The following is an 18,236-nucleotide window of genomic DNA, read 5'->3' as shown; positions in this document are numbered from 1 at the left end:
GAAGCGGTCTAAGCAAAGCCAAAAGAAAAGGGGAGACGTCGCATGCAGGTGACCGGCAAAATCGTGGTCGTCACGGGCGGCGCCAACGGCATCGGCAAGGCGATGTGCGAGGCTTTTCACAACGCCGGCGCGGCCAAGGTCGTGGTTGCCGACATGGAGGCCGCCGGCGCAAGGGCGGTCGCTGCCATGGTCGATGGCGCGGCCTTCAAATGCGACGTCGCGCAGGAAAAGGACATCTCCCACGTCATCGAGGAGACCGAGCGCCAGTTCGGGCCGATCGATCTGTTCTGCTCCAATGCCGGCATCGGCGGCGGCTTCGATCCGATGTCGGTGAACGCCGGTGGCGCCTCGGACGAGCCCTGGCAACGAAGCTGGGCGATCCACGTCATGGCCCATGTCTATGCGGCGCGGCATCTCGTTCCGCGCATGAAGGCGCGCGGCGGCGGCTATTTCCTCAACACCATCTCGGCCGCGGGCCTGTTGTCGCAGGTCGGCAGCCCGGCTTATTCGACCACCAAGCACGCCGCGGTCGGTTTCGCCGAAAATCTCGCGATCTCGCACAAGGCGCACAACATCCGCGTTTCGATCCTCTGCCCGCAGGGCGTCGACACCAACATGCTGCGCTCGATCCCGAAGGGCCCGCAATCCGGCGACGGCGACCTCACGCCGGAGCAGGTGGCGAAAGATGTCCTCGCCGGCCTCGAGCAGGAGACCTTCCTGATCTTGCCGCACCCCCAAGTGCTCGGCTACATGCGCAAGAAGACCGAGAATTACGACCGCTGGATCGGCGGCATGGCCAAGATCCAGGCCCGGATGCGGGACGAGTTGGGGGAATAGGCGGGGCCACAATTTCGGTGTCGTCCTGGCGAAGGCCAGGACCCATACCGCGAGGTCTACCGATCTTGCCGCGGTAGAGGTACCGAACGACGAATCTTGGCCAATCTACTTCCCGGGGTAATGGGTCCTGGCTTTCGCCAGGACGACGATGTGGATACGGCACGCGCCCCTAGTGCTTCTGCCCGTACAGCACCGGTACCGCCGAATCCACCACCACCTCGAGCAGGCTCGTCCCCTCGAACGCCATCGCGCGCTGTAACGCTCCGCCCAGCTCCGCCGCCTTGCTCACCCGCACCGCATCGCAGCCCATGCCTTCGGCGAGCCGGACGAAATCGATGCCCGGCAATTCCAGCCCGGGCACGTTGCGCACCTGCATCACCTGGCTGAACGAGCGCATCGCGCCGTAGCCGGAATTGTTGATGACGACGATGGTGAGCGGCAGCTTTCGCTGCGCGGCGGTCCACAGCGCCTGGATCGAATACATCGCCGATCCGTCGCCGATCAGGCACACCGTGCGCTGTTTGGGTTTGCCGAGAGCCATGCCGACGGCGGCGGGCAGGCTGTAGCCGAGGCCGCCGCTCGCCATGGTGTAAAAACTGTCCTGGCCGCGCATCGGCATGAATTTTTGCATCGCCGGCCGGTGCGAGGGGATTTCCTCGACGAGCGAGGCGCCATCGGGCATCGCCTGCGCCAGCGAATGCAGCAGGAATTCGACCGGCAGTGGATCGGCAGCCTGTGGCGCAGGCGGCAAGGTACGGCCTTTTGGCGCCGCCCGTTTGCTCTCCGGCAACAGCTCGAGCAGCGCGCCCAGCGCCGGCTTCATCGTCGCGATGATGCTGGTGCCGACCGGCGTCACCGCCGCCGCATCCGCATCGTCGGTGATCTGGAAGATCGTCGCGCCGCCGTCGAAGATCGCGGCGTGGCCCTCGACATGGAAGGTGAAGACCGGCGCGCCGATCACGACGATCACATCGTGCTCGCGCAGCGCATCGGACAGCTGCGCGGGCGAGGCATGCAGGAATCCCGCGAACTGCGGATGACGCTCGGGGAACGAGCAGCGCGCCGAGAACGGGCTGACCCAGACGCTCGCCTTGGTCTTCTCGGCAACGCGCACCATCAGATCGACCGCGCCGGCCCGGTCGACGCCGGGACCGACGACGAGGGCAGGGTGCTTGCTCGACGTCAGCGCCGCAACCAGCGCCTTCATCGCGTCCGGCTCGGGCCCGATCTCGCGACTGACCTTGCGCGCTTCGAGCGGCACTGTGGCATGCGCCCAATCGTCGATCGGGATCGAGACGAAGGTCGGCCCGCAGGGTGGCTGCATCGCGGTGTAATAGGCCCGCGCGATCGCCGCCGGCACGTCCTCGGGTCGCGCCGGCTCGACGCTGTACTTCACATAAGGCCGCGGGAATTCCGACGCGCGCTCGGAATAGAGAAACGCCTGCAAGGGCAGGATCGAGCGCGCCTGCTGGCCCGCGGTGATCACCAGCGGCGTCTGGTTGCGATGCGCGGTGTAGATGTTGCCGAGCGCGTTGCCGACGCCGGCTGCCGAATGCAGATTGACAAAGCCGGCATTGCGCGTCGCCTGCGCGTAGCCGTCGGCCATGCCGACCGCGGAGGCCTCCTGGAGCGCCAGCACGTAGTCGATGTCGTCGGGCCAGTCGCTCAGAAACGGCAGCTCGGTCGAGCCGGGATTGCCGAAGACCTTCTTAATGCCGAAGGAGCGCAGCAGGTCGAGTGTCGCCTGCTTGACGGTGACGGATTTGCTCGTGGCTTTGCCGTTCTTCGACATCGTTTCCGTCCCCGAATGCTTATTGTCATGGCGTCGTTCCGGGGCGATGCGAAGCATCGAACCCGGAATCTCGAGATTCCGGGTTCATCGCTGCGCGATGCCCCGGAATGACAAACTCACCATACCGCCGTTCCCTTCATCGTCGGTTGCCCCTCCGCATTGGCGGTCCACAGCTCCATGCCCGTGTCGGTCTCATTTGCGTTGATGGAAAACTCCGTGCCCTCGAACAGCGGCTGCAAGCCGCGATAGGTGAACTTCTTCGGCGCTGTGCCGCCGCGGAGTTTCGCCGCCAGCTCGACGATGAACGCCGCCTGCAACGGGCCGTGGAAGATCAAGCCGGGATAGCCCTCGACCTTGGTAACGTAGTCGCGGTCGTAATGGATGCGGTGGCCGTTGAAAGTCAGCGCGGAGTATCGAAACAGCAGCACGGGATCGGAGACATGGCTCTCCCGATGCTGCGCCTGCGGCGGCGGAGGCGGGGCTTTTGCCGCCGCTGGTGCGGTGGTCGTCATCTCGCGATAGACGATGTCCTGCCGCTCGCGGATGGCGATGCCGCGCGGCGAGGAGATGCTGTGCTCGACCGAGACGAAGCACAGCGTGCCGGTCGAGCCGGTCTTCACCGTCACGTCGGCAATGCGCGAGGTCCGCGTCGATTCATCGCCGACGCGCAGCGGCTGCAAAAACTCGATCTCGCCGCCCGCCCACATCCGGCGCGGCAGCGGCACCGGCGGCAGGAAGCCGCCACGCGTGGGATGTCCGTCGGGACCGAGCATCGACATCGGAAACACCGGCTGCGCCAGGCACCAATGCACCGTGAACGGCGCCGCGTCGCCCGTGTTGGGCTCGCCCGGGTCTTGAAAAAGTGTCGCGCGCAGACCCTTGACCAGCTGCGCCGTAACGATGTCGGTGGCCTCCGTGCTGCGGCCGGTCCATTGCCGCAGATGATCGATGTCGAGCTGCTCGGTCATGACGCCTCGCTCTGTTATGTCCTGGACTTTGGCTTTTCGCCGATGCCGGGCACGGCGCGGTAAGCGCGGGTCTCGCCGACGATGATCGGCGCCGGCGCCGGATAGCTGACAGGCCCGTTCGGCGTGTCGACCTCGATGCGGCGCAGATGCGGATGGTTGCTGAGGTCGGCCATGGTGTTGACCTCGGCGAAGGCGATGTCGGCATCGGACAGGCGCTTGAGCAACTCGTCGCGCGTCATCTTGCCAAAAGCGTCGGCAACGGTCTTGTCGGTGAAATCGCGATTGCGGACGCGCTCGACCATGTTGGCGACGCGGGAGTCCGCAGGCAGGTTCGGCTGGTCCAGCACTTCGGCGCAGAGCGTCTTCCACTCGCGCTCGCTCTGGATCGAAATCAAAATGTCCTTGCCGTCCTTCGAGGTGAACACGCCATAGGGTGCAATCGAGGGATGGCGCAGGCCCATGCGCTTCGGCGGATTGCCGGCCTCCGAATTGAGCAGCGGCACGGTGCACCAATCCGCCATGACGTCGAACATGGAGATGCGGATGTCCGCGCCCTTGCCGGTGCGCCCGCGCGCGATCAGCGCCTCCAGGATCGCCGCATGCGCGGTGGCGCCGGTGGCGACGTCGACGATGGACATGCCGACGCGCGAGGCACCGTCGGGATTGCCGGTGATCGAGGCCAGCCCGCTCTCGGCCTGGATCAGGAGATCATAAGCCTTGCGGTGCGCATAAGGGCCCTCGTCGCCATAGCCGGTGATGGTGCACGAGATCAGCTTCGGATAGTCGTTGAGCAAGCGCTCGCGCGAAAAGCCGAGCTTGTCCATCGAGCCCGGCTTGAGGTTCTGCACCAGCACGTCGGCGCTCGCGATCAGCTTTTCGAGCTCGGCGCGTCCTTCGCTGGTGGCGAGATCGACCACGGCCGATTGCTTGCCGCGGTTGAGCCAGACGAAATAGCTGCTCAGGCCTTTCGCCGCCGCGTCATAGCCGCGGGCGAAATCGCCCTCCGGCCGCTCGATCTTGATGACTTCCGCGCCGGCGTCGGCCAGCCGCGACGAACAGAACGGCGCGGCCACCGCCTGCTCGACCGCGATCACCCTGATCCCGTCAAGTGCTCCCATGATGGCTGCCTCAGTACGAGCGGGGCATGCCGAGCACATGCTCGGCGATAAAGGACAGCACCAGGTTGGTCGAGATCGGAGCCACCTGATAGAGCCGCGTCTCGCGGAATTTGCGCTCGACGTCGTATTCCTCGGCAAAACCGAAGCCGCCATGGGTCTGGACACAGGCATTCGCCGCTTCCCAGGACGCATCCGCCGCCAGCATCTTGGCCATGTTGGCCTCGGCGCCGCAGTCGAGCCCGGCCTCGTATTTGCGCGTCGCCTCCTTCACCATCAACTCCGCCGCGCGCATCGCGGCGTAGGCCTTGGCGATCGGAAACTGAATGCCCTGGTTCTGGCCGATCGGCCGGCCGAACACCGCGCGCTCCTTGGCATAATTCGTGGCCTTCTCGATGAACCATTTGGCGTCGCCGACGCATTCGGCAGCGATCAGGATCCGCTCGGCATTCATGCCGGAGAGGATGTAGCGAAAGCCCTTGCCTTCCTCGCCGATCAGGTTTTCGGCGGGCACCTTCATGTCGGTAAAGAACACTTCGGTGGTGGCGTGGTTCATCATGGTGCGAATGGGACGGATCTCCAGCCCCTTGTTCTTGGCCTCCCGCATGTCGACGATGAAGACCGAAAGACCGTCGGTGCGCTTCTTGACCTCGTCCTTCGGCGTGGTCCGCGCCAGCAGCAGCATCAGGTCGGAATGCTCGGCGCGGCTGGTCCAGATCTTCTGGCCGTTGACGATATAGCCGGCGTTGCCGTCCTTGCGCGCGAAGGTCTTCAGCGAGGTCGTATCGGTGCCGCTGGTCGGCTCGGTGACGCCGAAGGCTTGCAGGCGCAATTCGCCGCTGGCGACCTTGGGCAGATACTTTGCCTTTTGCTCGTCGCTGCCGTGCCGGAGCACGGTGCCCATCGTGTACATCTGGGCGTGGCAGCCGCCGCCGTTGCAGCCGGCGCGCTGGATCTCTTCGAGGATCGCGGCCGCCGCCGAGAGCTTGAGGCCCGCGCCGCCATATTCCTCGGGGATCAGCACCGAGAGATAGCCGGCCTCTGTCAGCGCGTCGACGAACGCCTTGGGATAGGCCATCTCGCGGTCGAGCTTGCGCCAGTATTCGCCGGGAAACTGCGCGCACAGCTTTGCGACGGCTTCGCGGATGTCGGCGTGATCTTCGCTGTGGTGGTCGTCACTCATGGCGTTTCCCGTTGGGTTCGGCGGTTAAGATAACGCCGGCCGATCCTGCGGCGTTGTGAAAACAACGCCAGCCCCCTATGCTCATTTGCTATAGCGTATGGATTAGCCTTCCAGGATTGGCAAGCATGGACTTCCGGCAGCTCAGGACCTTCAGTTGCGTGGCGGAGCTCGGCAGCCTCTCCAAGGCGTCGGACACGCTGCGCGTGGCGCAGCCGGCGCTGAGCCGGCAGATCAAGCTGCTGGAACATGAGCTGCGCGTCGAGCTGTTCACGCGCAACGGCCGCGGCATGGTCCTGACCGAGGCCGGCCGCCTGTTGCTGGCGCGGACCTCCGGCATCGTGCGCCAGATCGACCAGATCCGCGATGACATCCAGTCGGCCAAGGGGCCGCCGTCGGGACAGGTCGTGCTCGGCCTGGTTCCGACCGTCAGCTGCGTGCTGTCGGCGCGCTTTGCGCGGCGCTGTGTCGAAACATTTCCCGGCATTTCGCTGCGCATCGTCGAGAGCTACAGCGGCCACCTGGTTGAATGGCTGCATCGCGGCGAGATGGATCTCGCCATCCTCTACGGCCGTTCGGCCGACCTGCATCTCAACGTGGAGAGCCTCGGCCGCGACAACATCGTCGCGGTCGGCCCGCGCGGCTGCGGCCTCGCGCGCAAGAAGAGCGTCGATGTCGGCTGGCTGTTGCGGCAGCAGCTGGTGCTGCCCAGTCATTCGCACGGCCTTCGCGCGCTGATCGAGCATGCGGCCGCGCAGCGCAAGATCAAGCTCGACGTCCAGCTCGAGGCGGATTCGTTTCGCGTGCTCACGAGCCTGGTCGAGGAAGGTCTCGGCTTCGCGCTGTTGCCGCCTTCGTCGGTGCACGGCGAGGTCGCGGAAGGGCGGCTGGAAACCGCACCCGTGTCAAAGCCGATGACGCGCGAGCTCATTTTCGCCTCTCCCATCGACCGCCCGGCCTCGACCGCCTCGCTCGCCATCACCGCACTCCTGCGCGACGAAGTCGCCGCCTGCCGCAAGGACGGCGTGTGGGACATCAAATTGAGTTAGCTGCGCCGGTGCGGTTTAGGACAGTACGCCGTGTGCGACCCATCGCATGTTGTGCGAGCTGTCATGCCGGAATTTTATAGCTGGGGTGGAGTCGTCCGCTCTTAATCCACCCTCGGTGTCATTGCCCGCGAAGGCGGGCAATCCAGTATTCCAGAGCCCGCAGTGCTTGAACCGAGAAGCCGCGGCGTACTGGATGCCCCGCTTTCGCGGAGCATGACAGCTGAGGTTGAGGATGCACCTGTCGAATAGCGCGCGCTCTACCCCGGAATCCTCACCGGCAGTGACTCATACCCCTTGATGAAGCTTGAATAGATCCGCTTCGGCTCGCCGACCACTTCGATGCGGTCGAAGCGCTTGAGCATCTCTTCCCAGACGATTCTCAGCTGGAGCTCGGCGAGCCGCATGCCGACGCAGCGATGGATGCCGAAGCCGAAGGAGAGATGCGTACGCGGCCGCGGCCGGTCGATGATGAACTCGTTCGGGCGGTCGATCATCTCTTCGTCGCGGTTGCCGGAGACGTACCACATCACCACGCGGTCGCCCTTCTTGACGTGCTTGCCGCCGATCTCGGTATCCTGCTGCGCGGTGCGCCGCATGTGGGCGAGCGGGGTCTGCCAGCGGATCACCTCGGGCACCATGGTGTCGATCAGCGCCGGATTGGCGCGCAGCTTGTCGTATTGCTCGGGGTTTTCGTTCAGCGCCAGCACCGATCCGGTCATGGTGTTGCGCGTGGTGTCGTTGCCGCCGACGATGAGCAGGATGATGTTGCCCATCAGGTTGTCGGGGTCCATGAAACGGGTGGCGTCGCTATGGGCCATCAGCGACAGCAGATCGTTGCGCGGCGCCGAATTGACGCGCTCGTTCCACAGCTTCGACATGTAGGCGTAGCACTCGTCCATCTCGCGTCGGCGCGCTTCCGCGGATTCGACGATGCCGCTCTTGGGCAGCGCGGTCGCGACATCCGACCACCGCGTCAACTTGCGCCGCTCTTCCCAGGGGAAGTCGAACAGCGTCGCCAGCATCTGCGTCGTCAGCTCGATCGAGACGCGCTCGACGAAGTTGAAGGTCTCGTTGCGCGGCAGATTGTCGAGCACGGTTTGCGAGCGCTGGCGGATCAGCTTGGCGAGCTCGTCCAGATGCGTCGGCGTGAACATCGGCGACACCGTCTTGCGCTGCGACGAATGCCTGGGCTGGTCCATCGCGATGAAGCTCGGCCAGTCATAGCCCTCCGGCACGTCGCGGATCCCGATGCCGCCGAGCGTCGAGTCGGAGGAGAAGACGCCGTGATTGGTGTCGACATGCATGATGTCGTTGTATTTCACCACCGACCAGTAGGGCTCGATCGGCGCGTTGGTGCAGTAATGCACCGGCTCTTCCTTGCGCAGCCGCTCGAACCACGGCCACAGCGTGTCGTCCTGGAACAGCCTGGGCGCGCCGGGATGGAATTGCGCCAGCGGCGTCGCGTAAGCCTCCTCTCGCGCCTTGCGCATGCGTTCGGCCTTGTCGGCTTTGACCGGAGTCTGGATATTCATGTTGGTAGCTCCAGTTGGTTTTCTAACCTCTCCCGCTTGCGGGAGAGGTCGGTGCGCAGCGCCGGGTGAGGACTTTTTCCTCTTGGGGGGCTATCGATTGGGGAGGCACCCTCTCCCCAACCCCCGCAAGCGGGGGAGGGGGCGCAGCTTCCCCGTGGATTTCATTCGGGCTCATCGCCCTAAGCCGCAATCTTCACCGGCAGCGTTTCCAAACCCTTTACGAAGCTGGAATAGACCCGCTTCGGTTCGCCGACCACGTCAATATGGTCGAAACGCTTGAGAATCTCTTCCCAGATAATCTTGAGCTGGAGTTCGGCAAGCCGCAGGCCGACGCAGCGGTGGATGCCGAAGCCGAAGGAGAGATGCGTCCGCGGGCGGGCGCGGTCAATGATGAAATCGTAGGGCTTCTCGATCGCCTCCGCGTCGCGGTTGCCCGAGACGTACCACATCACGACCTTGTCACCCTTCTTGATCTGCTTGCCGCGGAACTCGAAATTGGCGAGCGCGGTGCGGCGCATATGCGCCAGCGGCGTCTGCCAACGGATCACCTCCGGCACGAAACTATCGAGCAGCGCGGGGTTTTCGCGCAGCTTGCGATATTGCTCCGGATGCTGGCTCAGTGCGAGAAGCGAGCCGGACATGGTGTTGCGGGTGGTGTCGTTGCCGCCGACGATCAACAAAATGAGATTGCCGAGGAAGTTTTTCGCATCCATGTGGCGCGTCGCGTCGCTGTGCGCCATCATCGAGAGCAGGTCGCTCTTCGGCGGCTGCTCGGCGCGTTCCTTCCAGAGGCGCGCGAAGTAAGCCGCGCATTCCCCGAGTTCGGCCATCCGTTCCTCTTCGGTGGCGACGAGGCCGTCGGGGCCGGGAATGGTTGTCGCGACATCGGACCAGCGCGTCAGCTTGCGGCGGTCCTCCCAGGGGAAGTCAAACAGCACCGCAAGCATCTGCGTGGTGAGCTCGATCGAGACCTGATCGACCCAGTCGAACTCCTGGCCCACGGGCAGCTTGTCGAGGCATTCGGCCGAGCGGGTGCGGATGCTGAGCGCGAGATTGTCCAGATGCGTCGGCGTGAACATCGGCGCCACGGTCTTGCGCTGCGCCGCGTGGCGCGGCGGATCCATCGAGATGAAGCTCTCGCGGCGCAGGTCCGGATCGATGTCGCGGATGGTGATGCCGCCGAGCGCGGAGGCCGAGGAGAACACCGAATGGTTGGTCTCGATCTCCATGATGTCGTTGTAGCGCGTCACCGACCAGTACGGCCCGAACATCGAATCCTTGCAATAATGCACGGGATCTTCACGGCGCAGGCGATCGAAATAGGGCCAGAACGTATCGGTCCTGAACAACTCCGGATCGCCTGGATCGAATTGCTCCAGCGGCAATGACGAGGCGCGCTCGCGCAATGCCTCGAGCTTCGCCGTGCTCTCGATGGTCCCATGCATGACCGCTCTCCCTGACCTGAACCGCGTGATGTTCTTGAATTCTGCTCTGCGGTATTTGACTTGCAATTACAGCCCGTTGTCTGCGTCGGGGCAAGGGCGAGTTTTGCCACACGGCATGGTGCTGTAGCCCGGATGGAGCGAAGCGTAATCCGGGATTCGGGCCGCCACTGCCGCTGTCCCGGATTGCGCTGCGCTCCGTCCGGGCTACGGGACATTCGCGAACGTGATCTCGCGCACGCCCTCGCCCGCGGAAACGCGCCAAAAAACGATCGAAACCGAGGCAAAATCGAACCCACCCATCTTGGGGATCGACCAACCTCTGATCTATAGTTTGAGCGGATCATGTCCGCATCCGGAGGTTGCTGCCGTGAACGATTTGCAATGGGCTCCCGTTGGCCCGCCCCAACCGATCCCGCCGCCGCTGCCGTCCGCGCGCATCGACTTCAGCGGCGACCGCAGCGCGTTTCGCAGGCTGGTCACCAAAGGCGCGGCGCTCGAGCTCGTCACTTTCGGCTTCTACCGGTTCTGGCTCGTCACCGACATTCGCAGGCATCTCTGGTCGAACACCTCGATCGATGGCGACGCCGCGGAATATACCGGCCGGGCTAAGGAGTTGTTGATCGGATTCCTGTTCGCGCTCGCCATTCTCGTGCCGATCTACCTGGCCTATTTCCTGGTCGGCATCGAGTTCGAGCGCTGGCAGGGCTTTGCCTCGACGCCGCTGTTCATCAGCTTCTATGCCTTCGGCCAGTTCGCGATTTTTCGCGCGCGGCGCTACCGCCTGACGCGCACGGTCTGGCGCGGCGTGCGGTTCTGGATGGACGGGTCGGGCTGGGCCTATTCGTTCCGCGCCATGCTGTGGGGCTTGCTGGTGTTCCTGACGCTGGGCCTGGCGCTGCCATGGCGCGAGGCGTCGCTGGAGCGCTACAAAATGCGGCACACGCATTTCGGCGATCTCCAAGGCGATTTCGAAGGCGACGGCTGGACGTTCTTCAAACGGGGTTGGTGGCTGTGGCTGCTCACCCCCATCGCGATCGTCATCTTCCCGCTCGCCCCGTTTGTGTACGCCGAGTTCAAGGCGCGCGAATGGCGCTGGTGGCTCGATGGCATTCGCATCGGCGGTGTGAGCGTGTCCTCGGAGTTGCCGCACAACGCATTCTACGGCCTGTACTGGAAAGTGATCGGCTGGTGGATGCTGCTGAGCGCCCTGTTCGGACTTTACATCGCCGGTGCCCTCGGGCTGGTCACTGCGGCCGGACCGGCGCTTGCCGGACCCGACGAGATCGTACGAAGCATTCCGCTTATGGTGGTGATGGTGATCGGCTATCTTGCCGCGGTGCTGGCGATGAACGTCGTCATGCGCATGTATCTCCAGCACGACATCTGGGCGAAGGTGCTCGAAACGCTTCAAATGCACGACATCGGCACGGCGGCGGACGTGCAGGGTCGTGGCGAGCTTGCCAGCGCGCTAGGCGAAGGCTTTGCGGATGGTCTCGATGTTGCGGGGTTCTAATCTGTGAGCGATGTGTCTGCGGAAGACGTGGCGCAGTCCGCCAAGCCGACGATCTTTTTCGACGGCGTGTCGAGCCGCAAGCGGCAGGTGAAGCTGATGCTGGGTGATGCGCTCGAGATTGTCGAGGAGGGCGCGCCGATGGTTCGCTGGGCGTACGGCGATATCCGCCGCGCCGACAGTCCGGCCGGCGTCCTGCGTCTCGCCTGCAACGGCGCGCCGCCACTTGCGCGGCTCGAGATCCGCGACATTGCGCTGGCCTCCGAGGTGGTCGCCCGCTGCGCCCGTCTCGATGAGCACCAGACCACAGGTCGCGGTGTCGCAAAAATCGTGGGCTGGTCGGTGGCGGCGGCCGTTTCCATCGTCTGCGTCGTGCTGTTTGGCGTGCCGCTGGCCGCGGACCGTCTCGCGCCGCTGGTGCCGAAACCGATCGAGCGGCGCATCGGCGATGCGTCCGAGGTCCAGGTGAAGACCATCTTCGGCCGCTCAACTTGCAGCGACCCGGCCGGTCAGGCGGCCTTCTCCAAGCTGGTCAACCGCCTGCGCGACGCCGCCGGCCTTGACGACGATTCCATGACCGCGGGCGTGCTGCCGACCTCGGTGCCGAACGCGTTCGCGCTGCCGGGCGGCAAGGTCTTCGTGCTGAAAGGTCTGCTCGACAAGGCCGAAAATCCCGACGAGATCGCCGGGATTCTCGCCCACGAGCTCGGCCATCTCAAGCATCACGACAACATACGCGGCCTGATCTACAACGGCGGCACCTCGTTCCTGATCGGCCTGTTGTTCGGCGACGTCACCGGCTCGTCCGCCGTGATCTTCGCCTCGCGCAGCGTGGTCGAAGCCTCCTATTCGCGCGAGGCCGAAACCAACGCCGATACGTTCGCCATCGACATCATGCATGCGCTCGGCCGCTCGCCGAAGCCCGCGGCCGAACTGATGTTCCGCATCACCGGCAAGGAAGGCGGCGGCCTCACCTCAATCCTGGCAAGCCATCCGCTCACCGAGGACCGCCTCGCCCGCATGACCAGGGAAGATCGACCCGCAAGCGGTCCGCCGCTGCTGACGGATGCGGAATGGCGATCGCTGAAGGAGATTTGCGGCAGCGGAAAGATCTGATCCGCTCGCGGCCAATGCCGCGGGCCGTAGATGCAGAGGCAGTCCAGCGTCCCAAGTTCGCGGAAGAGGAACAATCGCTCCGGACGGGCATATCCTCTCCGACAATGATGAGGATGTTCCATATGACTTACACCCGCTTCGCCGCAATGATCGCGGTTTCCACCGTGATCATGTTCGGGCTGATGTACCTCAACACGTTTGCTCTGGACCACGTCTGGTACAGCCAGACCCGGACCTGGATGGCGCTTCTGATGGGAGCCGTCATGGCTGTCGTGATGCTGGGTTTCATGTGGGGCATGTACAGGAACCCGGCGGCGAAGATCGGGATTGTCGCCGTCAGCACCGCCGTGTTCGCAATCTCGCTCTGGCTCGTTCGCAGTCAGCAGACCGTCACCGACGTGGCCTATATGGAAGCCATGATTCCACATCACTCGATCGCGGTGCTGACGAGTGAACGCGCGCACATCCGCGATCCCCGCGTTCGCAAGCTGGCTGACGGCATCATCGAGGCGCAGGTGCGGGAGATCGGCGAGATGAAACGTCTGATCTCCGACCTGAAGGAGAAGCCGGCGCCGGCAGATGCAAAGGATCTGCCGGCGAGACCGCCGACCTGACGGGAGCGCGGGCATCGCCTCGCCAGCGCAACCGGAGTGGAGCGAGCCTGTGGGGACGCTCGGCGAACCAGGTGCCTACCGCGTGCCGTAAGCGCGGTCGCCGGCATCGCCGAGGCCCGGGAGAATAAAGCCGTTCTCGTCGAGGCCCTCATCGACTGCGGCCGTCCAGATCGGGACGTCCGGATGCAGCCCGCGCAGCCGTTCAAGTCCCTCTGGTGCTGCGATCAGGCAGGCCAGCCGGATATCCTTGGCGCCGCGCTCCTTCAGCCGGTCGATCGCGGCCACGGCCGTATTCGCAGTTGCCACCACCGGCGTCACGACGATCGCGAGCCGCTCGCCGAGATCGGATGGCGATTTGAAAAAGTATTCGACCGCGGCAAAGCTGTGCGGCTCGCGGTAGAGGCCGATATGCGCGACACGCGCGGTCGGCACCAGGTCCATCATGCCGTCGACAAAGGTGGTGCCGGCGCGCAGCATCGGCACGAACACCAGCTTCTTGCCGGCGATTTTGGCCGAATGCATCCGCGCCAGCGGCGTGTCGACCACCACATCCGTGAGCGGCAGGTCGCGCGTCACCTCGTAGCACAACAGCATGCCGATCTCCTTGATCAGCTCGCGGAATGACTTCGTCGAAATCGATTTGTCCCGCACCAGCGTCAGCTTGTGCTGGACCAGTGGATGATCGACGACCGTGACGCCTTCCATGATCGTATGCTCTTGCTTTTTCCCTTCTCCCCTTGTGGGAGAAGGTGGCGCGAAGCGCCGGATGAGGGGTCGTCTCCGCGAATTCCAAAGAGAGATGTGCCCGCGGAAGCAACCCCTCACCCGGCTTCGCTTTCGCGAAGCCACCCTCTCCCACAAGGGGAGAGGGTTTAAAAAACCGTGCCGTCGCTGATCACCTTGAGCGGCGGCGAACCATCGGGACGGCGCGCAAAGGCAATGGCGCGGCCGGCGGCCCAGGTGCCGCCTTCCAGAATGCTGGCGAGCGGCAGGGACTCCGGCGTGCGGCCGAGCTTGGCACGAACTAGCGCGGCAAGCCGGTCCAGCAATGCCACGGTCAGCGCGCGCCATTCGACGACGAGCAGCGAGTCCACTGCGTGCGCGCGGTCGGCATCAGCGGCATCGCGCAGGCGCAGCACCTCGTGATCGACGAACAGGCCGCCATTGCGGTATTCGGCAAGCCCGGTCAGGCCGTCGATGTCGGTCACTTCCAGGCCCGCGCGCTGCAGCGGTTCGATCAGCGAGTAGCTCAGCCATTGCGACAGCTTGTGCAAGGGCACGAGGCCCGCGGTGGCGTCATCCGCCTTGAGCGCCGGATGACGCCAGCAATCGCCGAGCGGAACGCCCGCGAGCTCAAGCCGCGACGGCCAGATCGGTCCGAGCTGGTTCAGCACCGCGGACAGGATGGTGGGCGCGGCGACGGCGCCGTCCACCGCCTGTGCTGCGATGTGATCGAACAGGCCGCCCGGCCGAGGCGTGTCGTGCAAGCCGAAAACGTCCGGACGGGCCGCGACCTGCTTGCCCAGTCGTCGCAGCAGATCCGTGCGTCCTTCGAGGCCCAGCAGCGGATTGGCATCGGTGACTTGAAAAGCGGATGTGAGCGCGGCGAGCGGCAGCTTTGCGAGCACGTTCGCATCAACCCTGAAGGGCGCGCGTGCATCGCCGGAAAACAGGCCGCTCGCGAACATGTCGAGGCTGGCAATCGCAAGCCCCTCGGATCGGCCAATGCCATCTCCCGTCACCGCGTCCCGGTAGCGCCAGGTCGCGCCCGCCCCGGCATCGAGCAACACGCTGGTGATGGCGAGGTCGAACTCTGCGCGCGCCCGCGCCGCGCGGTCGGGCCAGGATGCCGCATCCGCAAGCCGCGCCCAGCGGTCGGTGCCGCCAAACACGAAATGCCGCCAGCGCGCATGGAAGGGAATATCGAGTGTCGAATAGGCCTTGCGCGTCACCGCGACCACTGCGTCCGCCACGCCGTCCATGCGACCCAGATCGATCGTGAAATGCGTCAGCCCGCCGGCAAGGCCGATCTTAAGCATCTCGCCGGCACGCGCGCGAACCGCTCCTGCGCTGAGCAGCGAGCGGGCCTCTCGTTCCAAAGAATCCGACATCAATCGATCAATACTTTTCCAGCGAACGCCCGACCACGCCGTTGACGTCCTTCTCCGGCGCAAGGTCGGTCGAGTAATAGCCGGCGGCTTTCTTCGCTGCGATCTCGACATAGGCGTCGGCCGGAATGAGCTCGGGCGGAATCGGCACGCGCTCGACGATGTCGATGCCCTGCGAGGTCAGCGCGTCGTGCTTCATGTCGCTCATCGACAGGAAGCGGTCGATGCGCTTCAGGCCCAGCCAGTGGATGGTGTCCGGCATCAATTGCTGGAAGCGTGCATCCTGCACGCCGGCGACGCATTCGGTCCGCTCGAAATAGGCCGCGGCGGCGTCGCCGTCCTCCTGGCGCTTGCGCGCGTTGTAGACCAGGAATTTCGTGACCTCGCCGAGCGCGCGGCCTTCCTTGCGGTTGTAGATGACGAGCCCGAGCCCGCCCTCCTGCGCACCGCGCGCGGATTCCTCGATGCCGTGGATGAGATAGGGCCGGCAGGTGCAGATGTCGGAGCCGAACACGTCCGAGCCGTTGCACTCGTCGTGCACGCGGCAGGTGATTTTGGTGCGATGGTCGGGCAGCTTGGTGACGTCGCCGAACATGTAAACGGTGGTGCCGCCGATCGGCGGCAGAAACACCTTCATGTCCGGCCGCGTGACCAGTTCGGGGAACATGCCGGCGGTCTGCTCGAACAGCGTACGGCGCAGCTCGGTCTCGTTGGTGCCGAAGCGTTCCGCGAGGCCGGGCAGATACCAGACCGGATCGATCGCGATCTTGACCACGGACACGCTGCCATTGGCGTGCACGACATCGCCGTCGGCACGCAATCGCTTGGCGGCCAGCGCCTCGCGGATCTCGGGCAGGTCGAGCCGCGCCCGCGTCACCGCGATGCTCGGGCGGATATCGATGCCCTCGGCGATGTCCTTGCCGAAATTCTCCGCGACGAGATGGCCCCAGGGATCGAGCGCGACGATTTTTGCGGGATCGCGCCATTGCTCGAACGGACCGATGGTCGCGGCCGGAAACGTGTTGGTGAGGTCAGGGCGTCGGATCGGATCGAGTGCGCCGGCGGAAACGGCGAGCGCGCGGTACATCGCGTAGGAGCCGCCATGGCTGCCGATCACGTTGCGGTCCTGCGCGCGTGACACCGTACCGATGATCGGCCCGCGGCTGCGTGCGTCGGCTGCGCCCCAGTGAATCGGAAAGGCGGCCTTCCGGCCCGGCTCCGGATGGGAGGTGAGACGGATGTGGTCGGTACGGTTCGCGCGGCTCATGGCCAAACTCCCAAAAAGCCAACGGCCCGCCGCTCGGACGGGCCTGGCTCAGTCGTGCTGCCGGCGCGGACACCGGCGGCGCAATCCAACATATTGTAGCGGCGAGGGACGACAGACAAGTTAATCGTGCGGTGCGGCTCGGCAGGAGCTAGCGCCGAACGCCGCGCCTCGCGCCAGCGATGTTGCCGCTCTACCCGTGCGCTAGGCCTAAGGGCTTGAGGTATTTCTATTTTTCGTGTTTTCAAGGGCCTGAGCGTGGTTTGCCCGGCCGACGTCGAATCCTGGACAAAACCTGTCATCAGACCAAACGTAGAGATCGCCCAGCCTTGGAGACCGCCATGCCTTCCGTCGCCTATATCGACCCCCGCAACGGACAGCTCTATCCGCTCGACCAGCCGCGCTGGTGCTCGGACCAGCGCACGCCGCTGTTGGTGACGCCGGGGGCAGGGATCTCGCGCGAGGACATCGACGGCCGGACGCGATCGCTCTGGCGCTACCGGGCGGCGCTGCCGATCGGGATCGCAAAGCCGATCACGCTCGGCGAAGGCTGCACGCCGCTGGTCGCGCAGGACTGGGGCGAGCTGCGGCCGTTGTTCAAGCTCGAATGGTTCAACCCGACCGGCAGCTTCAAGGACAGGGGCTCTGCGGTGATGCTGTCGTTCCTGCGGCAGATCGGCGTCGACGCCATTCTGGAGGACTCGTCCGGCAACGGCGGTTCGTCGATGGCAGGACTTGGCGCCGCCGGCGGCATGCGCGTGAAGATTCTGGCGCCCGCCTCGACGTCGCCGGCCAAGATCGCGCAGGTGCGCGCCTATGGCGCCACGGTGCAGCTGGTCGAGGGGCCGCGCGAGGAGTCGGAGGCGGAAGCGATCCGGCAGTCCAGCCAGACTTTTTACGCCAGCCACAACTGGCAACCGTTTTTCCTCGAAGGCACCAAGTCGCTCGCCTACGAGATCTGGGAAGATCTTGGTTTTCGCGCGCCCGACAACGTCATCGTTCCCGTCGGCGCCGGCAGCAGCCTGTTGGGGTGTGCCTTCGGCTTCCGCGAGTTGCTGAAAGCCGGCCAGATTGCAAGACTGCCGCGGCTGTTTGCGGCGCAGCCTCTGAACTGCTCGCCGATCGACGCAAGCTTCAAGGCCGGCGTCGATACGCCGGTGCCGCGCGAGGTGCAGAAGACCATCGCCGAGGGCACCGCCATCAAAAATCCCCTGCGGCTGCGCGAGATCATCGCAGCATTGCGCGAAAGCGGCGGTGGCACGGTTGCGCTCACCGAGGACGAGATCGTCGCCGCGCTACGCCGCCTCGCACGGCAGGGCCTGTTCGCCGAGCCGACCAGCGCCAGCGCAGCCGCGGCGCTGGACAAGCTCTCCGCGACCGGAGCGATCAAGGCGACCGAGACCACGGTCGCGGTCCTCACCGGCACCGGGCTGAAAGCCGCGACCACGGTCGCCGATCTCGTGCAGTAGGAGTGGCATTCCGGCTAGTAGTGGCCCTTCCCTTCTCCCCTTGTGGGAGAAGGTGGCGCGAAGCGCCGGATGAGGGGTGTCTCTCCGCGGACTCGATCGCAAAAGGGTCAATCGCGGAGACATACCCCTCACCCGTCTCGCCGCTGCCGCGGCGATCCACCCTCTCCCCTTGTGAGGGCTTTGCACAGAGGGGCGAGCGGGCGCTTGAGGTGCGTCGCGGGCTTTTTTTGCTGTCAG

At 65.0% G+C, this 18,236-nt stretch carries 15 protein-coding genes; 6 read left to right on the top strand and 9 right to left on the bottom strand.

The genetic code is table 11. The annotated features are described in order from the left end of the window. The first annotated feature begins 42 nt into the window (after nucleotides 1-42). Entirely contained in the window at nucleotides 43-837 is a 795-nt protein-coding gene (locus AC0L2O_RS29245; RefSeq protein ID WP_409190423.1) for an SDR family oxidoreductase, read from the top strand. Between the two features lie 169 nt (nucleotides 838-1,006). Here AC0L2O_RS29245 and mdlC read toward each other — a convergent pair whose 3' ends face one another. The 4 genes from mdlC to AC0L2O_RS29225 form a co-directional block, all read right to left on the bottom strand. After that, a complete protein-coding gene (gene mdlC, locus AC0L2O_RS29240) occupies nucleotides 1,007-2,629 on the bottom strand; it encodes a benzoylformate decarboxylase (protein ID WP_473372174.1) in 1,623 nt (540 codons plus the stop codon). 116 nt (nucleotides 2,630-2,745) lie between these two features. Further along, nucleotides 2,746-3,597: an HTD2 family dehydratase gene (locus AC0L2O_RS29235; RefSeq protein WP_473372173.1), complete on the bottom strand. Its 852-nt coding sequence runs from the start codon at nucleotides 3,595-3,597 to the stop codon at nucleotides 2,746-2,748. A gap of 14 nt (nucleotides 3,598-3,611) precedes the next feature. After that, nucleotides 3,612-4,715 (bottom strand): CaiB/BaiF CoA transferase family protein, encoded by a 1,104-nt coding sequence (locus tag AC0L2O_RS29230; protein ID WP_473372172.1) that lies wholly within the window; start codon nucleotides 4,713-4,715, stop codon nucleotides 3,612-3,614. A gap of 10 nt (nucleotides 4,716-4,725) precedes the next feature. Then, nucleotides 4,726-5,895, bottom strand: a complete 1,170-nt coding sequence (locus AC0L2O_RS29225) for an acyl-CoA dehydrogenase family protein (RefSeq protein ID WP_473372171.1) — start codon at nucleotides 5,893-5,895, stop codon at nucleotides 4,726-4,728. A 125-nt stretch (nucleotides 5,896-6,020) separates the two neighbouring features. Between AC0L2O_RS29225 and AC0L2O_RS29220 the strand changes: the two genes are divergently transcribed. Next, entirely contained in the window at nucleotides 6,021-6,941 is a 921-nt protein-coding gene (locus AC0L2O_RS29220; protein WP_473372170.1) for a LysR substrate-binding domain-containing protein, read from the top strand. Between the two features lie 257 nt (nucleotides 6,942-7,198). Here AC0L2O_RS29220 and AC0L2O_RS29215 read toward each other — a convergent pair whose 3' ends face one another. After that, nucleotides 7,199-8,473, bottom strand: coding sequence for a cytochrome P450 (locus AC0L2O_RS29215; RefSeq protein WP_473372169.1), 1,275 nt, complete (start codon nucleotides 8,471-8,473; stop codon nucleotides 7,199-7,201). A 179-nt stretch (nucleotides 8,474-8,652) separates the two neighbouring features. After that, on the bottom strand, nucleotides 8,653-9,918 hold the full coding sequence (locus AC0L2O_RS29210) for a cytochrome P450 (RefSeq protein WP_473372168.1): 1,266 nt from the start codon (nucleotides 9,916-9,918) through the stop codon (nucleotides 8,653-8,655). 367 nt (nucleotides 9,919-10,285) lie between these two features. Here AC0L2O_RS29210 and AC0L2O_RS29205 point away from each other — a divergent pair, with 367 nt between their 5' ends. The 3 genes from AC0L2O_RS29205 to AC0L2O_RS29195 all read left to right on the top strand — a co-directional run bounded on the left by AC0L2O_RS29205 (nucleotide 10,286) and on the right by AC0L2O_RS29195 (nucleotide 13,158). Next, nucleotides 10,286-11,431 (top strand): YjgN family protein, encoded by a 1,146-nt coding sequence (locus AC0L2O_RS29205; RefSeq protein ID WP_369721220.1) that lies wholly within the window; start codon nucleotides 10,286-10,288, stop codon nucleotides 11,429-11,431. 3 nt (nucleotides 11,432-11,434) lie between these two features. Continuing rightward, nucleotides 11,435-12,544 (top strand): M48 family metallopeptidase, encoded by a 1,110-nt coding sequence (locus AC0L2O_RS29200; RefSeq protein WP_473372167.1) that lies wholly within the window; start codon nucleotides 11,435-11,437, stop codon nucleotides 12,542-12,544. A 122-nt stretch (nucleotides 12,545-12,666) separates the two neighbouring features. Then, a complete protein-coding gene (locus AC0L2O_RS29195; RefSeq protein WP_369721222.1) occupies nucleotides 12,667-13,158 on the top strand; it encodes a DUF305 domain-containing protein in 492 nt (163 codons plus the stop codon). 75 nt (nucleotides 13,159-13,233) lie between these two features. Here AC0L2O_RS29195 and upp read toward each other — a convergent pair whose 3' ends face one another. The 3 genes from upp to AC0L2O_RS29180 all read right to left on the bottom strand — a co-directional run bounded on the left by upp (nucleotide 13,234) and on the right by AC0L2O_RS29180 (nucleotide 16,533). Further along, nucleotides 13,234-13,863 (bottom strand): uracil phosphoribosyltransferase, encoded by a 630-nt coding sequence (upp, locus tag AC0L2O_RS29190; RefSeq protein ID WP_369721223.1) that lies wholly within the window; start codon nucleotides 13,861-13,863, stop codon nucleotides 13,234-13,236. A 167-nt stretch (nucleotides 13,864-14,030) separates the two neighbouring features. Next, entirely contained in the window at nucleotides 14,031-15,269 is a 1,239-nt protein-coding gene (locus tag AC0L2O_RS29185) for a URC4/urg3 family protein (protein ID WP_473372166.1), read from the bottom strand. 7 nt (nucleotides 15,270-15,276) lie between these two features. Continuing rightward, nucleotides 15,277-16,533 carry a GTP cyclohydrolase II gene (locus AC0L2O_RS29180; protein WP_473372165.1) on the bottom strand — a complete coding sequence of 419 codons (1,257 nt, stop codon included), beginning with the start codon at nucleotides 16,531-16,533 and terminating at the stop codon, nucleotides 15,277-15,279. Nucleotides 16,534-16,871: 338 nt separating this feature from the next. Here AC0L2O_RS29180 and AC0L2O_RS29175 point away from each other — a divergent pair, with 338 nt between their 5' ends. Next, nucleotides 16,872-17,999 carry a threonine synthase gene (locus tag AC0L2O_RS29175; protein WP_473372164.1) on the top strand — a complete coding sequence of 376 codons (1,128 nt, stop codon included), beginning with the start codon at nucleotides 16,872-16,874 and terminating at the stop codon, nucleotides 17,997-17,999. The last annotated feature ends 237 nt before the right edge of the window (nucleotides 18,000-18,236 follow it).

The sequence above is a fragment of the Bradyrhizobium sp. Kon10 genome (genome assembly GCF_055807395.1).
This window is presented reverse-complemented; position numbering and strand designations above follow the sequence as displayed.